This window comes from Arthrobacter sp. zg-Y20, assembly GCF_030142075.1.
Lineage (GTDB): Bacteria > Actinomycetota > Actinomycetes > Actinomycetales > Micrococcaceae > Arthrobacter_B.
The window spans coordinates 1,382,319-1,401,343 of sequence record NZ_CP126241.1 but is presented as its reverse complement, the minus strand read 5'-3'; the positions used below and the strand labels follow the sequence as shown (position 1 = coordinate 1,401,343).

The 19,025-nt window shown below is 63.6% G+C and carries 12 protein-coding genes and 2 rRNA genes; 1 reads left to right on the top strand and 13 read right to left on the bottom strand.

What is annotated here, in order from left to right:
• Positions 1–98 precede the first annotated feature (98 nt).
• The 5 genes from QNO06_RS06740 to QNO06_RS06720 form a co-directional block, all read right to left on the bottom strand.
• Positions 99–3,234, bottom strand: a 23S ribosomal RNA gene (locus tag QNO06_RS06740).
• A gap of 513 nt (positions 3,235–3,747) precedes the next feature.
• Positions 3,748–5,275: ribosomal RNA gene (locus QNO06_RS06735) — 16S ribosomal RNA — on the bottom strand.
• Together the 16S and 23S rRNA genes form the textbook arrangement of a ribosomal RNA operon.
• Positions 5,276–5,848: 573 nt before the next feature.
• A complete protein-coding gene (gene tyrS / locus QNO06_RS06730) occupies positions 5,849–7,171 on the bottom strand; it encodes a tyrosine--tRNA ligase (protein WP_283998027.1) in 1,323 nt (440 codons plus the stop codon).
• A 13-nt stretch (positions 7,172–7,184) separates the two neighbouring features.
• Positions 7,185–9,452 carry a HelD family protein gene (locus QNO06_RS06725; protein WP_227914056.1) on the bottom strand — a complete coding sequence of 756 codons (2,268 nt, stop codon included), beginning with the start codon at positions 9,450–9,452 and terminating at the stop codon, positions 7,185–7,187.
• A 139-nt stretch (positions 9,453–9,591) separates the two neighbouring features.
• On the bottom strand, positions 9,592–10,146 hold the full coding sequence (locus QNO06_RS06720; RefSeq protein WP_227914055.1) for an adenine phosphoribosyltransferase: 555 nt from the start codon (positions 10,144–10,146) through the stop codon (positions 9,592–9,594).
• 181 nt (positions 10,147–10,327) lie between these two features.
• Here QNO06_RS06720 and QNO06_RS06715 point away from each other — a divergent pair, with 181 nt between their 5' ends.
• Entirely contained in the window at positions 10,328–11,320 is a 993-nt protein-coding gene (locus tag QNO06_RS06715; protein WP_227914054.1) for an aldo/keto reductase, read from the top strand.
• Positions 11,321–11,391: 71 nt separating this feature from the next.
• Here QNO06_RS06715 and QNO06_RS06710 read toward each other — a convergent pair whose 3' ends face one another.
• The 8 genes from QNO06_RS06710 to argB form a co-directional block, all read right to left on the bottom strand.
• A complete protein-coding gene (locus QNO06_RS06710) occupies positions 11,392–12,051 on the bottom strand; it encodes a DNA-3-methyladenine glycosylase (protein WP_227914053.1) in 660 nt (219 codons plus the stop codon).
• 35 nt (positions 12,052–12,086) lie between these two features.
• Entirely contained in the window at positions 12,087–12,605 is a 519-nt protein-coding gene (locus QNO06_RS06705; protein WP_227914052.1) for a pyridoxine/pyridoxamine 5'-phosphate oxidase, read from the bottom strand.
• A 23-nt stretch (positions 12,606–12,628) separates the two neighbouring features.
• A complete protein-coding gene (gene argH, locus QNO06_RS06700) occupies positions 12,629–14,086 on the bottom strand; it encodes an argininosuccinate lyase (protein WP_227914051.1) in 1,458 nt (485 codons plus the stop codon).
• A 4-nt stretch (positions 14,087–14,090) separates the two neighbouring features.
• Positions 14,091–15,299: an argininosuccinate synthase gene (locus tag QNO06_RS06695; protein ID WP_227914050.1), complete on the bottom strand. Its 1,209-nt coding sequence runs from the start codon at positions 15,297–15,299 to the stop codon at positions 14,091–14,093.
• An 81-nt stretch (positions 15,300–15,380) separates the two neighbouring features.
• The gene (locus QNO06_RS06690; protein ID WP_227914049.1) at positions 15,381–15,917 is read right to left on the bottom strand and encodes an arginine repressor; all 537 of its coding nucleotides are present in this window, start codon (positions 15,915–15,917) and stop codon (positions 15,381–15,383) included.
• Positions 15,914–16,879 carry an ornithine carbamoyltransferase gene (gene argF / locus QNO06_RS06685; RefSeq protein ID WP_227914048.1) on the bottom strand — a complete coding sequence of 322 codons (966 nt, stop codon included), beginning with the start codon at positions 16,877–16,879 and terminating at the stop codon, positions 15,914–15,916. Before argF ends, QNO06_RS06690 begins: the two co-directional genes overlap by 4 nt.
• Positions 16,876–18,105, bottom strand: a complete 1,230-nt coding sequence (locus tag QNO06_RS06680) for an acetylornithine transaminase (protein WP_227914047.1) — start codon at positions 18,103–18,105, stop codon at positions 16,876–16,878. Before QNO06_RS06680 ends, argF begins: the two co-directional genes overlap by 4 nt.
• Positions 18,102–19,025, bottom strand: coding sequence for an acetylglutamate kinase (gene argB / locus QNO06_RS06675; RefSeq protein WP_227914046.1), 924 nt, complete (start codon positions 19,023–19,025; stop codon positions 18,102–18,104). The genes QNO06_RS06680 and argB overlap by 4 nt, the downstream gene beginning before the upstream one ends.

Below are 19,025 nucleotides of genomic sequence, written 5' to 3'. Positions count from 1 at the left end.
GTTGTTGTCCGGGAACCACATAGTGGACGCAAGCAGCATGATCACAACACCCTCTACATTGGGAAACCGTTTGAAGTCGTGTTTCCCCAGGTGTTGATGTGGTGTAAGTTATCGGCCTATTAGTACCGGTCAGCTTCACGGGTCTTTAGTCCCCGCTTCCACATCCGGCCTATCAACCCAGTGGTCTGGCTGGGGGCCTCTCACACACAAGGTGTATGGAAATCTCATCTCGAAGCGGGCTTCCCGCTTAGATGCTTTCAGCGGTTATCCCATCCGAACGTAGCTAATCAGCGGTGCACTTGGCAGTACAACTGACACACCAGAGGTTCGTCCGTCCCGGTCCTCTCGTACTAAGGACAGCCCTTCTCAAATTTCCTGCGCGCGCAGCGGATAGGGACCGAACTGTCTCACGACGTTCTAAACCCAGCTCGCGTACCGCTTTAATGGGCGAACAGCCCAACCCTTGGGACCTACTCCAGCCCCAGGATGCGACGAGCCGACATCGAGGTGCCAAACCATGCCGTCGATATGGACTCTTGGGCAAGATCAGCCTGTTATCCCCGAGGTACCTTTTATCCGTTGAGCGACGGCCATTCCACAATGTACCGCCGGATCACTAGTCCCGACTTTCGTCCCTGCTCGAGATGTCTCTCTCACAGTCAAGCTCCCTTGTGCACTTACACTCGACACCTGATTGCCAACCAGGCTGAGGGAACCTTTGGGCGCCTCCGTTACTCTTTAGGAGGCAACCGCCCCAGTTAAACTACCCATCAGGCACTGTCCCTGACCCGGATTACGGGCCGAAGTTAGATATCCAGTATGACCAGAGTGGTATTTCAACGATGACTCCACCCGAACTGGCGTCCGGGTCTCACAGTCTCCCACCTATCCTACACAAGCCACACCGAACACCAATACCAAACTATAGTAAAGGTCTCGGGGTCTTTCCGTCCTGCTGCGCGTAACGAGCATCTTTACTCGTACTGCAATTTCGCCGAGTTTATGGTTGAGACAGCGGGGAAGTCGTTACTCCATTCGTGCAGGTCGGAACTTACCCGACAAGGAATTTCGCTACCTTAGGATGGTTATAGTTACCACCGCCGTTTACTGGGGCTTAAATTCCCAGCTTCGCCCGTAAGGGCTAACCGGTCCTCTTAACCTTCCAGCACCGGGCAGGAGTCAGTCCGTATACATCGTCTTGCGACTTCGCACGGACCTGTGTTTTTAGTAAACAGTCGCTTCCCCCTGGTCTCTGCGGCCCCGATCCCCTCCGGACAGCAAGTGTCCATCAAGGTTGGGGCCCCCCTTCTCCCGAAGTTACGGGGGCATTTTGCCGAGTTCCTTAACCATAATTCTCTCGATCGCCTTAGTATTCTCTACCTGATCACCTGTGTCGGTTTGGGGTACGGGCGGCTAAAACCTCGCGCCGATGCTTTTCTAGGCAGCATAGGATCACCGGATCCCCCCGTGAGGGAGTCCCGTCAGATCTCAGGCACGTCATCAAAGACACCGTGACGGATTTACCTATCACGGACCCTACATCCTTAGACCAGGTCAACCATCGCCTGGCCCGGCTACCTTCCTGCGTCACACCTGTTAATACGCTTACCTCCCAGGATCAGGTCCCGTGCTCGGCCAAAACCCTCACACCACAAGGATGCTCGGGCAGGCTCCGGACGGTTAGTGTCCCCTGCTTGGTATGGGCGGTTTTTCGCCGGTACGGGAATATCAACCCGTTGTCCATCGACTACGCCTGTCGGCCTCGCCTTAGGTCCCGACTTACCCAGGGCAGATTAGCTTGACCCTGGAACCCTTGATCATTCGGCGGACGGGTTTCTCACCCGTCTTTCGCTACTCATGCCTGCATTCTCACTCGTGTAGGCTCCACAACTGGTTTACACCGCTGCTTCACTGCCCACACGACGCTCCCCTACCCATCCAGACGACTGAACCACGAAGGCTTATCTAATATCTGAATGCCACAACTTCGGCGGTGTACTTGAGCCCCGCTACATTGTCGGCGCGGAATCACTTGACCAGTGAGCTATTACGCACTCTTTCAAGGGTGGCTGCTTCTAAGCCAACCTCCTGGTTGTCTGGGCAACTCCACATCCTTTCCCACTTAGCACACGCTTAGGGGCCTTAGTTGGTGGTCTGGGCTGTTTCCCTCTCGACTATGAAGCTTATCCCCCACAGTCTCACTGCTGCGCTCTGACTTACCGGCATTCGGAGTTTGGCTGACGTCAGTAACCTTGTAGGGCCCATTAGCCATCCAGTAGCTCTACCTCCGGTAAGAAACACGCAACGCTGCACCTAAATGCATTTCGGGGAGAACCAGCTATCACGGAGTTTGATTGGCCTTTCACCCCTACCCACAGCTCATCCCCTCCATTTTCAACTGAAGTGGGTTCGGTCCTCCACGACGTCTTACCGTCGCTTCAACCTGGCCATGGGTAGATCACTCCGCTTCGGGTCTAGATCACGCCACTGCATCGCCCTATTCAGACTCGCTTTCGCTACGGCTTCCCCACACGGGTTAACCTCGCGACGTAACACTAACTCGCAGGCTCATTCTTCAAAAGGCACGCTGTCACAGCAATCAGAGCTGCTCCAACGGTTTGTAGGCACACGGTTTCAGGTACTATTTCACTCCCCTCCCGGGGTACTTTTCACCTTTCCCTCACGGTACTTGTCCGCTATCGGTCATCAGGGAGTATTTAGGCTTACCAGGTGGTCCTGGCAGATTCGCACGGGATTTCTCGGGCCCCGTGCTACTTGGGATCCTCTCCAAGCGGCAGCATACATTCCGGTTACGGGGCTAACACCCTCTACGGCCTGGCTTTCAAACCAGTTCACCTATGCACCTGCACTCACTTCACCAATCCGGCAGAATCGGTACGGAAAGTCCCGCAACCCCAGTGATGCAACGCCCGCCGGCTATCACACACCACTGGTTTAGCCTCTTCCGCGTTCGCTCGCCACTACTAACGGAATCACTGTTGTTTTCTCTTCCTGTGGGTACTGAGATGTTTCACTTCCCCACGTTCCCTCCACGCACCCTATGTGTTCAGATGCGGGTCACCCGGTCACTCGCGCGCCGGGCGGGGTTTCCCCATTCGGACATCCTGGGATCAAAGTTCGGTTATCAACTCCCCCAGGCTTATCGCAGATTCCTACGTCCTTCTTCGGCTCCTGATGCCAAGGCATCCACCGTGTGCCCTTAAAAACTTGACCACAAAGATCAATAATTAATATCGCTATCGAGAAAACCATGGAGGCCGGTAAAAACCGGTCACCAGGTTTATCTGAAATTGCACTTAATAATTTTTAAGATGCTCGCGTCCACTATGTAGTTCTCAAACAACAACCCCGTCACACCCATCCCCACCACCAACCAGCCCCCCAAAGGGAACCGGCACCCGTGATGTACCCGGCATGCGCAGGAACAAACAGAAACAAACCACAACCATGAACACCCCCACCCCCTCAAAGAGGGAAGAAGCCCCACAGCCCTGTTGTCTCAGGACCCAACAGTGTGCCAAACGGTCAACCGGTAACCTGCCCGCACCGCTTTCCAGAACCCCAAAGGGAACGTACTCACTGATGCCAGGCAATCATGCCGGCGCCTATCCATTGATATTCCACCCTTGAGCACCCACCGGAAAACATATGCTTCCGACATGGGCATCTCCTGCAAAGCACACATCCAACACTGTGGAAGGACATCCGCTTCGAGGTGCTCCTTAGAAAGGAGGTGATCCAGCCGCACCTTCCGGTACGGCTACCTTGTTACGACTTAGTCCCAATCGCCGGTCCCACCTTCGACGGCTCCCTCCCACAAGGGGTTAGGCCACCGGCTTCGGGTGTTACCAACTTTCGTGACTTGACGGGCGGTGTGTACAAGGCCCGGGAACGTATTCACCGCAGCGTTGCTGATCTGCGATTACTAGCGACTCCAACTTCATGAGGTCGAGTTGCAGACCTCAATCCGAACTGAGACCGGCTTTTTGGGATTAGCTCCACCTCACAGTATCGCAACCCTTTGTACCGGCCATTGTAGCATGCGTGAAGCCCAAGACATAAGGGGCATGATGATTTGACGTCGTCCCCACCTTCCTCCGAGTTGACCCCGGCAGTCTCCTATGAGTCCCCGCCATAACGCGCTGGCAACATAGAACGAGGGTTGCGCTCGTTGCGGGACTTAACCCAACATCTCACGACACGAGCTGACGACAACCATGCACCACCTGTAAACCGGCCACAAGTGGGGGACCTGTTTCCAGGTCTTACCGGTTCATGTCAAGCCTTGGTAAGGTTCTTCGCGTTGCATCGAATTAATCCGCATGCTCCGCCGCTTGTGCGGGCCCCCGTCAATTCCTTTGAGTTTTAGCCTTGCGGCCGTACTCCCCAGGCGGGGCACTTAATGCGTTAGCTACGGCGCGGAAAACGTGGAATGTCCCCCACACCTAGTGCCCAACGTTTACGGCATGGACTACCAGGGTATCTAATCCTGTTCGCTCCCCATGCTTTCGCTCCTCAGCGTCAGTTAATGCCCAGAGACCTGCCTTCGCCATCGGTGTTCCTCCTGATATCTGCGCATTTCACCGCTACACCAGGAATTCCAGTCTCCCCTACATCACTCTAGTCTGCCCGTACCCACTGCAGACCCGGGGTTGAGCCCCGGGCTTTCACAGCAGACGCGACAAACCGCCTACGAGCTCTTTACGCCCAATAATTCCGGATAACGCTTGCGCCCTACGTATTACCGCGGCTGCTGGCACGTAGTTAGCCGGCGCTTCTTCTGCAGGTACCGTCACTTTCGCTTCTTCCCTGCTGAAAGAGGTTTACAACCCGAAGGCATTCGTCCCTCACGCGGCGTCGCTGCATCAGGCTTTCGCCCATTGTGCAATATTCCCCACTGCTGCCTCCCGTAGGAGTCTGGGCCGTGTCTCAGTCCCAGTGTGGCCGGTCACCCTCTCAGGCCGGCTACCCGTCGTCGCCTTGGTGGGCCATTACCCCAACCAACAAGCTGATAGGCCGCGAGTCCATCCAAAACCGCATAAAGCTTTCCACGAACCGCCATGCGGTGGTCCGTCGTATCCGGTATTAGACCCGGTTTCCCAGGCTTATCCCGAAGTCAAGGGCAGGTTACTCACGTGTTACTCACCCGTTCGCCACTAATCATTCTGTGCAAGCACAGAAGTCATCGTTCGACTTGCATGTGTTAAGCACGCCGCCAGCGTTCATCCTGAGCCAGGATCAAACTCTCCGTAAATGTTCATACAGACACAATGCCGGGGCCAAGGAAAATTGGCCGCCAGGCACTGCACTAAATTCGAAACCAGCTAAAAAAACCATTCCAGCCCACGGGGTGGGCGGAACAGTCGATTCAACCAATTAAAATAAATTGGTATCAATAAACTTGGCACACTATTGAGTTCTCAAACAACAGACGCAATCCGAAAATACTCGGGAAAACAATGTTTTCCTTTTCTTCTTCGCTGCAAGGTTTTCCATCTTATTCCATTCCGGCGTTTTCCGCAATTCCCGGTTTTCCTCATCGGAAGCCCCGGGAAAGCGTGTCAACCGCCGTTCCGGCCCAGCAAAAAGCCGGAGTCTTTCCTGCCGGCCCCGTGAAGGGCGCACCAGAGAAACTCTGTTTTTGGGTGGGTTTGTCCGCCATGCTTCGGGCGCTTATTTCAGCGTCCCGGCCGCGGCGACTCGTCTATCTTTGCACACCCGGTCCGGTCCTTGCAAACCGTTCCGAGGTGACCTGCCGCACGCTCCCCCGGCAGCTGCCGGGGGACACGAAGCGGAAGATCTTCGCCTCCCGAAGGAGGCAATAAAACTATACGGCGGTCACTTCAACCGTTGCAAGGTTCCGCTTGCCGCGCCGCAGCAGCAGGTACTTGCCGTGCAGCAGCTCAGCCGGGTCCACCACGGTATCCGCATCGGCCACCTTGACGTTGTTGACATAGGCACCGCCTTCGGAAACGGTCCGGCGGGCTTCGGACTTGCTGCCCGAGAGGCCGGAGGCGACCAGCAGGTCGATGATCCCCAGCCCGTCCGCGGATACCGTCACGGCCGGCAGTTCAGCCGTGGCAGCCTTAAGGGTTGCCTCGTCCAGGTCTTTTACTTCGCCCTGGCCGAAGAGCGCGGCGGAAGCGGCAATAACCTTTTCGGTTGCCTCCGCTCCGTGGATCAGCGAAGTCACGTCGAACGCCAGGGCACGCTGCGCTTCGCGCTTATGCGGCGCTTCGGCGACCGAGCGTTCCAGCTCCTCGATCCGGGACCGGCTCATGAAGGTGAAGACCTTCAGACGGTCCACCACGTCCTTGTCCGAGGTATTGAGCCAGAACTGGTACATGGCGTACGGGCTGGTCATTTCCCCGTCGAGCCACACGGCATTGCCCTCGCTCTTGCCGAACTTGGTGCCGTCGCTGTTGGTGACCAGCGGGGTGCCCAGTGCGTGGACAGTCTTACCCTCAACCTTGCGGACCAGTTCGGTTCCGCTGGTGAGGTTGCCCCACTGATCCGAGCCGCCGGTTTCCAGCACACAGTTGTAGTTGCGGAACAGCTCCAGGTAGTCCATCCCCTGCAGCACCTGGTAGCTGAACTCGGCATAGCTGATGCCTTCATCGGAGTTCAGGCGGGAGGAGACGATTTCCTTTTTGATCATGGTGCCCACCCGGAAGTGCTTTCCGATGTCACGCAGGAAGTCGATGGCGCTCATTGGCGCCGTCCAGTCCAAGTTGTTCACCATGCGGGCGGCATTGTCACCCTCGAAGCTCAGGAATCGCTGGACCTGGCCCTGCAGGTAGCCCACCCACTCGCTGACCGTTTCCTTGGTGTTCATGGTGCGCTCGGCCGTCGGCCGGGGATCCCCCACCAGCCCGGTGGATCCGCCCACCAGCGCCAGCGGCCGGTGTCCGGCCAACTGCAGGCGGCGCATGGTCAGCAGTTGCACCAGATTGCCCAGGTGCAGGCTCGGCGCCGTCGGGTCAAACCCGCAGTAATACGTGACGGGTCCCCCGGCGAGGAGCTTTTCCAGCTCCGCCTCATCGGTGGAGACCTGGACCAGGCCCCGCCACTTGAGCTCCTGCCAGATGTTGGCAAAGGACGGATCGTTCTGCTGGGCTACAAGGCCCCGGGAGTTCACGTTTTCTGACACGCTTTCTAAATTATCAGGATTCTTCTTCGGGAATGCCTGCGGGGATACCGTTGGCGGCGATCAGGCGCAGCCGCTGGGTGGGCCGGGTCATGGCCACGTAGAGGTCTCCGACCTTGCCGGCGGCAGCCGTCAGCAGTTCCGACGGCTCGAGGATCACGACGCCGTCGAACTCCAGGCCCTTGGCCTCCCGGGGCGACGTCACCACGATGTCCTGCTCCAGGCCACCGGCACCGGAACCCACGCGCGGACCGTAGGCTTCAGTCACCGCACGCCGTACCTCCGCGAGCCGGTGATCCTCGGCAATGATTGCCAGCAATCCGCCGTCGAGCGCTTCGAGGTCTGATGGGAGGGTTTCGAGCAGGCGCTCAATGAGCCCTCCGTGGGGCACCTCATCAATGAACGGCGCCCAGCGTCCCTCACGGACGGCCTTGGGCGCGGACACCACCAGTCCGGCGGCGTTGGCCATGCGCACGGCACCCTCGGCAATCTGCGCCGGGGTGCGGTAGTTGACCGTCAGCTCTTCCAGCGTCCACCGCTCCCCTACAAAGGGAGCCAGCGCCCCCTGCCAGGAGGTGGCGCCCGCAGCGGAGCTGGTCTGGGCGATGTCGCCCACGACGGTGAAGGACTTCAGCGGGCACCGGCGCATCAGCAGGCGCCACTGCATGGCGGACAGTTCCTGCGCCTCGTCCACCACTATGTGCCCGAAGGCCCAGGTGCGGTCGACGGCGGCACGGTCGGCGGCGGTGAGCCGCTGCTCCCCCACCGCGTTGTGGTCGGCGAGGTCCTCGGCGGACAGGATGCCATGGGCACCGGAGTCCTCGAGGAACCCCTCGGTATTGGCGATGGCGCTTTCGGCGTTGGCCAGGTCCCGCTTGCGCTGTTCTTCCCGCGCGGCGTTCTCCCGTCCGGCAGATGCGTCCAGCTCGCCCAGCAGTTCGGCAGCCTCATCCAGCAGCGGTACGTCGGACTCCGTCCACGGTGCATCCGCACTGCGGCGCAGCAGGTCCAGCTCAGCGTCGCTAAGGTCCGGTGCGGCGGCTTCGAGCTGGCCGGGCTTGCTGAACAGGTCAGAAATCAGCTTCTCCGGCGTCATGGGCATCCAGCACAGGTTCAGCGCCACGCGTACGTCGCGGGCGCTGCGCACGTCTTCGGCCAGGTACGCGCGGTCGGTGCTGTTGCCCGCTCCTGCGGACTCTTCGAGCTGTTCGGTCAGCTGCTCGGTGAGCTCACGCAGCAGGATCTTCACGAACGTTACGCGCGCCTCGTTGTGCGGCTTGCCGGTGGCACGGGCCTTGTCCCGGGCACGCTGGACCTGCCTGGGCGTCAGCGTAAGGATGGTGCCTTCGACATTGAGTTTCCGCGGACCCGCGGGCAGGCGCTGACGGTTGGCCACCGCGCGGGCCACGACGTCGGCCATATACAGCCGGCCCTTGACCTCCGCGGCAGCGGCGTCTTCCTCATGGGTGGCGCTGATGCCGGGCATCAGCTGGCCCAGGCTGGACATCACCACGCCGGTCTCGCCCAGCGAAGGCAGGACCCGCTCGATGTAGCGGATGAAGGCGTTGGAGGGGCCGACCAGCAGCACGCCGGCGGACTTCAGCCGTTCGCGGTGCGTGTACAGCAGGTACGCCGCACGGTGCAGCGCGACGGCGGTCTTGCCGGTGCCCGGCCCGCCCTGCACCACCAGCGTCCCGGCCAGGGGTGCACGGATGATGCGGTCCTGCTCGGCCTGGATGGTGCCGACGATGTCGGACATTTGGCCGGTCCGCTTGGAGTTCAGTGCCGCCAGCAGCGCGCCTTCGCCCTGCAGCGCCTGCTCGTCTTCCAGCATGGAGTAATCCAGCACGTCGTCCTCGATGGCCTGCACATCGCGGCCCTTCAGGATCAGGTGCCGGCGCCGCCGGACGCCCTGGCGTTCAAATGCGGTGGCCTGGTAGAAGGTGCCTGCCTCGGGGGCACGCCAGTCCACCATCAGCCGCTGCAGGTCCTCCGTGGACAGACCGATGCGGCCGATGTAGCGCTTCTCGCCGTCGTCGAGGTCCAGGCGCCCGAACACCAGCCGTTCATCGACGGCGTTCAGCTGCGCCAGGCGGTCCTCGTACATAGTGGCGAAGGCGTCCCGCTCGGACCGGTTCTGGTGGGAACCCGCGGAGTGGCTGCGCCGGATCGCGGCGAGCTGCTCCATCTTTTCGGCGCGCAGTTCGTCCAGCCGGTGGTATAGACCGGCCACGTACTGACGCTCGTGTTCCAGCTCGTTTGAAGCTGAAGGTGTTTCAGGCATGTTCGCGTTCCCTCTCGCAAAGGCAGAGCGTCAATCTTACAGTGCATTTGGACTTTTGCAGGTCACTAATGTATGCGGTTTCTCTCTCAGCTGCTGCCTGCTCCCACGCGTGTCGTGCCCGCGGCCGCGCCGGGCGCGGTTAGTAGCGGACGAGCGCGGTGACGGGGGTGTCACCTAGGCGTTCGCGGCCGCCCAGCTCGCCCAGTTCCAGCACGACGCCGAACCCGGCCACTTGCGCGCCGGCCTTGCGGATCAGGCGGGCCGCGGCCCCCAGGGTTCCGCCGGTGGCCAGCACGTCATCGAGGATGAGGACGCGGGAGCCAGCGGGCATATCGTCGCGGTGCAGTTCCAGGGTGCTCTCGCCGTACTCCATCGAGTAGCTCTCAGAGAAGACCTCGCGGGGCAGCTTCCCGGGCTTGCGGACGGTGATGACGCCCTTGCCCGAGGCATAGGCGGCAGCTGCAGCCAGGAGGAAGCCGCGCGCTTCAACGCCTGCCACGAAATCGAACTGGCCCTCGAACGGGGCGATCAGTGCGTCCACCACGCCGCGCAGCGCCGGACCGTCGGCAAACACCGGGGTGAGGTCGCGGAACACGACGCCGGGCTTGGGGTAATCGGGAATGACAGCGCCCAGGCGTTCGATGGTTTGTGCAATGGACTCGTTGTTTACCGGTTCTGCCGGGGCATCTTTCACGCGTCCACCTTACCCGCTCAGGCCCGACGTCCCCTGACCGGACCGGCACGCTGTGGCACTTCTCTCGCGGGCATATCCGGGCAGGTTGCCGGAATAAAGGGTGCCTAAAGACAGTTGCCGACAGATAAGGGGCCCCTCACCGGGCCCCGGATTTTCGATAAGAAGTCAAGGATTGGAACATATGTCTAACCTGCACGAAGTGCTCAAGAACAAGATCGGATTCGGCACAGCCCCGCTGGGAAACATGTTCCGGGACATTCCCCAGGACGAAGCGTTGGCCACGGTTGAGGCCGCTTGGAACGCAGGCATACGTTACTTCGACACGGCCCCGTTCTACGGCGCCGGCCTCGCAGAATCCCGGCTGGGTGAGGTCATCTCGCAGCACAACCGCGATGAGTATGTGCTGAGCACCAAAGTGGGACGGCTGATCCTGGATGAAGAAGAGGAAAAGAGCGACGGCCTCTTCAACCACGGACGCTCGAACAAGATCGCCACGGACTACACCGCCGATGCCACGCTGCGCTCCATTGAGGAAAGCCTTGCACGGCTGAAGACCGACCGGCTGGACTTCGTGTTCATCCACGACACCTCCCGGGACTTCCTCGGTGATGAGTGGGTGGCCAAGTTCAACGAGGCTCGAACCGGCGCGTTCCGCGTCCTCGCCCGGCTGCAGGATGAGGGCGTCATCAACGGCTGGGGCCTGGGTGTAAACACCACCGAGCCCATCGAGCTGGCCATGGACATGGATGAGGCCGCACCGACGATGAGCCTTTCCGCCACCCAGTACACGCTGCTGCAGCACGACCGTGCCCTGCAGCGCATGATGCCCACGGCGCAGGAAAAGGGTGTGGGCATCGTCGTCGGCGGCCCCTTCAACTCCGGTGCCCTGCTGGGCGGCGACCACTTCGACTACGGAGACATCCCCCCGGTGATCAAGCAGAAGATCGCCGCGATGACTGAGATCGCCCGGCGGCACGACGTGAGTCTGAAGGCTGCTGCCCTGCAGTTCTCCACCGCCCACCCCGCCGTAACTGCGGTCATCCCGGGTTCCAGCCGGCCCGAACGGGTCTGGGAGGATATCGCCGCGATGAAGGCTGACATCCCGGGTGCGTTCTGGGACGAGCTGCTCGAGCAGAAGCTCATTTCCGCTCACGCTCCCCTGCCCCGCTCGTAGCGGGAAGCAGCTAACCCCCTAAGGGGCAGCACCGCCGAACGGCGTCCGGGATGATTCCATCCCGGACGCCGTTATGCGTTTTGCGGATTCCCGGCCGGCGCAGCTGCTGCCGGCCGGCGCCGGGGCACTGCCGGACGGTACTTCGAGACAGTTGGATCCCCGGTCAGCCAGTACCGCCAGGGATACTCGTCTGTCCCCCCGGGGCCGCTGACGCCGACCCGCGGACCGGTGGATACCAGCTCGGCGGGCACGGGTTCGTCGGGCAGCGTGAGCCGCAGCGGATCGGCGAAGACATCTGCACCGTCCAGTGGCCGTGCTATCCCCAGGGCCTGGGCGAGCCGGGCCGGGCCGCGCGCCAGATCCAGGTGCGAGCGTGGGTTCCCGCGCCGCAGCGCCGCCGTCTCGGCGCCCTCGACCACCTCACCGGCACGCAGCAGCAGCCCGGTCGCGGAGCCTTCGGTGCCGCAGACCACGTTGGCGCAGTAATGCATGCCGTAGGTGAAGTAGACGTACAGGTGCCCGGCCGGCCCGAACATGGTGGCGTTCCGTGCGGTCTGTCCACGGAAGGCGTGCGAGCCGGGGTCCACGTCGCCCATGTAGGCCTCAACCTCGGTAATGCGCACGCTCACGCGCTCTCCGTCGACGTCGTGGGTCAGCACCGCCCCCAGCAGGTGGCGTGCCGCTTCGGTGGCCGGCACGGCCAGCCGTTCTCTATCACTCGCATAAGCCATACTCCGACGTTAGCAAGATCGGCACGGCAGCAAGATCAGCGGGCCAAGCGGTGCCGGATATGGTGCCGGTCGGCGCGGGCCTGCCAGAACTCGATCTCCCGCGGCTGCAACGCGTACAGCTGCCAGTTCGGATTCGGGCTGCCGTCCGCCGCCGGCCGCGCCTGCCAGTCGGCAGCCGAGGCCTGCGCGGAGAGCAGCACTACGCCGCCGGCCACCCGCACCTGCCGGCCCAGTTCGGGCCAGTAGAAATTCATGGCGGCGTTCGGGTTCTCCGCCAGTTCCCCGCCCTTGCGCGAGGTGCGTGCCGTGGCGAACTGCCAGCCGTCGTCGTTTATGTCCTTGAGGATCAGCATCCGTGCCGAGGGGTGCCCGGCAGCGTCGGCCGTGGCCAGCGAAAAGGCGTGCGGTTGCCGCACTCCGGCCGCCAGTGCGTCGGCCAGCCAGCTCCGGAAAAGTTCCGCGGGATCCCCGGGCGCCGTCTGCGGATCGAAGGACGGCATATCGTCTGGAAAGTCCGGCAGGGCACGCAGCTGGGCGCGGAAGTCGCTGATCATGGGCCGAGCGTAGCCTGTCAGCGTCAGCCGGCGTAGCCGCGCACTGCCTCCAGCTGCCGGTGGAGCTCAGCGAGCTGCGCTTCGACGGCGGACCGCGCGGTGCCGCCCTGGGAGCTGCGGCTGCCGAGTGAGCCTTCGGTGCTGAGCACGGTACGCACCTCCGGTGTCAGGTGCGGGGAGATCCCGGCATAATCCTCGTCGGTCAGGTCCCACAGTTCGACGCCGCGTCCCTCGGCCAGCTGCACGGCCGCACCGGATAGTTCATGTGCCTGGCGGAAGGGGACGCCCTGGCGGACCAGCCACTCGGCAATGTCCGTAGCCAGGGCAAAGCCCTGCGGGGCCAGCGACTGCATCCGGCCGGTGTTGAACTTGAGCGTGGCGATCATGCCGGAGACGGCGGGCAGCAGCAGTTCCAGGGTGTCCGCCGCGTCGAAGACCGGTTCCTTGTCTTCCTGCAGGTCGCGGTTGTAGGCCAGCGGCAGTCCCTTGAGGGTGGCCAGGAGCCCGGTCAGGTCGCCGATCAGGCGTCCGGCCTTGCCGCGGGCCAGTTCGGCCACGTCCGGGTTCTTCTTCTGCGGCATGATGGACGAACCGGTGGAGTAGGCGTCATCCAGGGTGACGAAGGAGAATTCCTTCGTGGCCCAGAGAATGACTTCCTCGCTGATCCGGGACAGATCCACGCCGATCATGGCCGCCACCCAGGAAAATTCCGCGTACACGTCGCGCGAGGCGGTGCCGTCAATGGAGTTCCACACCGCGGAGTCGAACCCGAGGTCCGCGGCGACGGCGTTCGGATCCAGGCCCAGGGAGGAACCGGCCAGGGCGCCGGAACCGTAGGGAGATACCGCGGCACGCTTGTCCCAGTCCGCGAGCCGCTGCACATCACGCAGCAGGGCCCACGCGTGGGCCAGCAGGTGGTGGCTGAGCAGGATGGGCTGGGCATGCTGCAGATGCGTGCGGCCCGGCATGGCCACCCCGAGGTGCGCCTGCGCCTGGCCCACCAGGGCATCGATCACGGACAGCACCCCGGCGCCGATGATCCGTGCGTGGTCCCGCAGGTACATCCGGCCGAGCGTGGCGATCTGGTCATTGCGGGACCGTCCGGCCCGCAGTTTGCCGCCCAGCTGGGCACCGGCGCGCTCAATCAGGCCGCGCTCCAGGGATCCGTGCACATCCTCGTCGGACGCGGCCGGGACATACGCGCCGGACTTCACGTCGGCGTCGAGCTGGTCCAGGGCTGCGAGCATCCCCGCCAGCTCGCCGTCGTCGAGCAGGCCGGCTTTGTGCAGCACGCGGGCGTGGGCACGGGAACCGGCGATGTCATAGCCGGCAAGCCGCCAGTCGAAGTGGGTGGATTTGCTCAGCGCGGCAAGGGCGTCCGCCGGACCGCCAGCAAACCGGCCGCCCCACAGCGCGCCCTGGACGGTTGATCCGGCGGACCCGGAACCCGTTGCTTCTTCTGGCGACTTGCCGTCTGTCATCTTCTTACTTACCTTCTGCTAGGCGCTGGTCGCGGCCGGAGGCCACCTTGGAGGACATGCCGAACAGCTCAATGAAGCCGCGGGCCATGGACTGGTCGAAGCTGTCACCGGTGTCGTAGGTGGCCAGGTTGAAGTCATACAGCGAGGAATCCGAACGCCGGCCGGTCACTACCGGGCGGCCGGCATCCAGCGTCATGCGGATGTCGCCGGAAACGTACTTCTGGGTGTCGCCGATGAAGGCATCCAGGGACTGCTTCAGCGGGGAGAACCACTGGCCGTCGTAAACCAGTTCGGTCCAGCGCTGGCCAACCGTCTTCTTGAAGCGGGCCTGCTCGCGCTCCACCGTGACGTTTTCCAGTTCGCGGTGCGCGGCCATCAGTGCCATGGCGCCGGGCGCTTCGTAGATTTCGCGGCTCTTGATGCCCACCAGGCGGTCCTCGACGATGTCGATCCGGCCGATGCCCTGTGCGCCGGCACGACGGTTCATTTCCTCGATGGCCTGCAACGGAGTGACGGGCTTGCCGTCGATGGCCACCGGCACACCTTCCTTGAACGTGATGACCACTTCGTCGGGCGCCGGAGCGGACGCCGGGTCCGAGGTGTACTCGTAGACGTCCGGCGTGGGGCCGTTCCAGATGTCTTCCAGGAAGCCGGTCTCCACGGCGCGCCCCCAGACGTTGGCATCGATGGAGAACGGGTTCTTCTTGGTGGTGACGATCGGCAGGTTCTTCTCCTCGGCGAAGGCAATGGCCTTGTCGCGGGTCAGCGCGAGGTCACGGACCGGGGCGATGCACTTCAGGTCCGGGCCCAGCGTCTGGATGCCAACTTCGAAGCGGACCTGGTCGTTGCCCTTGCCGGTGCAGCCGTGGGAAACGGTGGTGGCGCCGAACTGGCGGGCTGCAGCAACCAGGTGCTTGACGATCACCGGGCGGGACAGCGCGGAGACCAGCGGGTAGGCGTCCATGTACAGGGCGTTGGCCTTCAGTGCCGGCATGCAGTATTCGCTGGCGAACTCTTCGCGGGCGTCCGCCACGTAGGCTTCCACGGCACCGCAGTCCAGGGCGCGCTGGCGGATGGTTTCCAGGGACTCGCCGCCCTGTCCCACGTCCACCGCCACGGCGATGACTTCGGCGCCGGTTGCCTCGGCAATCCAGCCGATGGCCACTGACGTATCCAGGCCACCTGAGTAGGCCAGAACAATACGTTCGCTCACGAAATGCTCCTCTTGCATTGGTTCGCGGCCCGCGGGGCCGCTGGTTGGTTGAAGTATGGGGTTGCAGCTGCCGGGAAGCAGCTACAGGATCCGGCTCTCGGGTGCCGAGCCGTTGTTGCTGGCTTCGTCGGCTATCCGCAGGAAGCGGGCCGCCAGATCCGGTCCGCCGTCGGGGTCACGCGTCACCATCATGACGGTGTCGTCGCCGGCAATGGTGCCCAGGACCGACGGAAGCACGGAGTGGTCAATCGCCAGGGCCAGGAAGTTGGCCGCTCCCGGCGGGGTGCGCAGCACAACGATGTTCGCGGACGCTTCGGCGGTGACCAGCAGTTCCCCGCATAGCCGGGCCAACCGGGCGTCCAGCACCTCCTGGGTGACCCCGGACTTCGGGGCCCGCTCCCCGCCCTCGGACGGGACGGCGTACACCAGGGCGCCGTCCTTGCCGCGCATGCGCACGGCGCCCAGTTCCACGAGGTCGCGGGACAGCGTCGCCTGCGTGACCTGCACGCCGTCGTCGGCAAGCAGCGCGGCGAGTTCGGCCTGGGACCGGACCGAAAGCCCGGTCAGCAGCGTGCGGATGCGCGCCTGGCGCGCAGTCTTTGTGGCTGGCATGGTCATGCGCGTGCCTCCGGGGTTCCGGTCAGGCCCGAACGCGCCATCAACCAGACCATCAGGGCCTTCTGCGCGTGCAGGCGGTTTTCGGCCTCTTCCCACACCAGGGACTGCGGCCCGTCAATCACGTCGGCGGAGATCTCGTAACCGCGGTAGGCGGGCAGGCAGTGCAGGACGACGGCGTCGTCCGCGGCCTGTGCCATGGCCTCGCCGTCCACGGCGTAGCTGCGGAACAGTTCCTGCCGGGCAGCCTTTTCGGCTTCCTGGCCCATGGACACCCACGTGTCGGTGGCGACGACGTCGGCTCCCGCCAGCGCTTCGGCGGCGTCGGTGGTGATCATCACCGATCCGCCGGTCTCTTCGGCGCGGGCGGCTGCGGCGTCGACAATCTTGGGATCCGGCAGGTAGCCCAGCGGCCCGGCCACCCGCACGTGCATGCCGGCGGTGACACCGGCGAGCAGGTAGGAGTTGGCCATGTTGTTGGCGCAGTCGCCCAGGTAGGTCAGGGTCAGTCCGGCGAGGGTGCCCTTGTGCTCGCGGATGGTCAGCAGGTCCGCAAGCAGCTGGCAGGGGTGGTAGTCGTCGGAAAGCGCGTTGATGACGGGCACCGCGGAGTTCGCGGCCATTTCCTCCAGGCCGGACTGCGCGTAGGTGCGCCAGACGATGGTGGAGACCATGCGGTCGAGCACCTTGGTGGTGTCCGCCACGCTTTCCTTGTGCCCCAGCTGGGAATCCCCCGCGCCGATGATCAGGGGTACGCCGCCCAAGTCCGAAATGCCGGCGGCAAAGGAGACCCGGGTGCGGGTGGACGTTTTGTCGAAGATGACGGCCACGGTCTTCCGGCCGGTGGACTCGCCGGCGAACGGCTGGTACTTGTAACGGTCCTTTTTCAGGACGGCAGCCAGATCGAGGACCTCGGCCTGCTCCGCCTGGGTGAGGTCGGTGTCGACCAGGAAATGACGGGTCATGGTTTTCCTTCAGGGGTTGTGCCGGACGGGCCGGGGACGGTGGCGGCGCGGTGCAGGATGCCGGGCAGTGCGGCCAGGAAGGTCCCGGCCTGCTCGGCGGTGAGGATCAGCGGCGGTGCCAGGCGCAGCGTTGCCGGTCCGGTGCTGTTAATGATGAACCCGGCCTCCAGTGCCGCTGCAACTGCAGCCGGAGCAATCGGGGCATCCAGGTCGATGCCGATCAGGAACCCATCGCCGCGCACCTGAGCCACACCGTCCAGTGCGGCCAGTTCCCGGCGCAGGTACTTGCCGGTGGCCGCGGTGTTGGCCAGCAGTTCCTCCGACTCCAGGACCGAGAGCGTGGCCAGCGCAGCTGCCGCTGCTACGGGGTTTCCGCCGAACGTGGTCCCGTGCATGCCGGGGCTGAGCAGGCCGGAAACCTGTTCACCGAAGGTCAGCAGCGCCCCCACGGGGAAACCGCCGCCCAGCCCCTTGGCCAGGGTCATCGCGTCCGGCTGGACGCCCTCGGAGGCGAACCACTTGCCGGTCCGGCCGATACCGGTCTGCACCTCGTCGATGATCAGCAGCGCGCCGGCGGCGCGGGTGGCCTCACGGGCCGCCTGCAGGTAGCCGTCGGGGAGCATCCGTACGCCGGCCTCGCCCTGGATGGGTTCCAGGAACACCGCCGCGACGGTGGAATCCACCGCGTTGACCAGGGCGTCGGTGTCACCGAAGGGAAGGTGCTCCACTCCCCCGGGCAGCGGTTCGAACGGCTCGCGGTAGGCCGGCTTGGCGGTGAGTGCCAGTGCCCCCATGGTCCTGCCGTGGAATGCGCCCTCCAGGGCAAGGATGCGGGTCCGGCCGGCCGCGGGGTCCGCGTTGCGGCGGGCCAGCTTGAAGGCCGCCTCGTTGGCCTCGGTGCCGGAGTTCACGAAGAACGCCTTGGAGCCCTCCGGTGCGCCGGCCAGTTCCAGCAGGCGCTCGGCCAGGAGCACCTGGGCCGGGCTGGTGAAGAAGTTGGAGACGTGTCCGAGTTTTCCCAGCTGCCCGGAGACGGCCGACACCAGGGCCGGATGGGCGTGCCCGAGGGCGTTGACCGCTATCCCTGCAAGCAGGTCCAGGTACTGCTTTCCGTCGGCGTCCTCCACGTAGCAGCCGCTGCCGCGCACCAGGACGCGCTGCGGGGCACCGAAGACGCCCATCAGGGCCGTGTCGTAGCGGTGCAGCCAGTCTGCGGAGCTGCTCATTTCGCCTCCTCGGGGACAACCTGGGTGCCGATTCCGGCCTCGGTGAAGATTTCCAGCAGCATCGAGTGCGCCATCCGCCCGTCCACGACGGCGGCGCGCTCCACCCCGCCGTCCACGGCGGCCAGACAGGCCTGCATCTTGGGGATCATCCCGGATTCGAGCGACGGCAGCATGGCCCGCAGTTCCCCGGTGGTCAGCGAGGAGATGAGCGAGGATTTGTCCGGCCACTGCTCGTACAGCCCTTCCACATCGGTGAGCACCACCAGGCGGGAGGCCCGCAGGGCAACGGCCAGTGCCGAAGCGGCGGTATCGGCGTTGACGTTGAGCACCTGGCCGGTGGGTTCGCCGTCGGCGTTGACCTCGGGAGCCACGGTGCTGATGACCGGGATGCGTCCGGCGGCCAGGAGGTCCAGGATGGACCCCGGGTTGACGCCCACCACCTCCCCGACCAGGCCGAGGTCGACTTCTTCTCCGTCAATCACCACGCCGGTCCGTGTTGCCTGCAGCAGTGCGGCGTCTTCCCCGGACAGCCCAACGGCGTAGGGGCCGTGGGAATTGATCAGTCCCACCAGTTCCCGCCCCACCTGGCCGGTCAACACCATCCGGACAGCGTCCATCGCTTCAGGAGTGGTCACGCGCAGGCCGCCGCGGAACTCCGATTCGATTCCGAGCCGCTCCAGGAAGGCGTTGATCTGCGGACCGCCGCCGTGCACCACCACCGGGTGCACACCGGCATGGTGCAGGAAAACAATGTCCTCGGCGAAGGCGCGGCGCAGCTCCTCGTTGACCATGGCGTTGCCGCCGTATTTGATCACCATGGTGGTGCCGGCGAACCGCTGGATCCAAGGCAGTGCCTCGATCAGCGTTGCCGCCTTGTCCTGTGCCTGCAGCCGTTCCCCGGCTGCTGCTGGTGTGCTCAT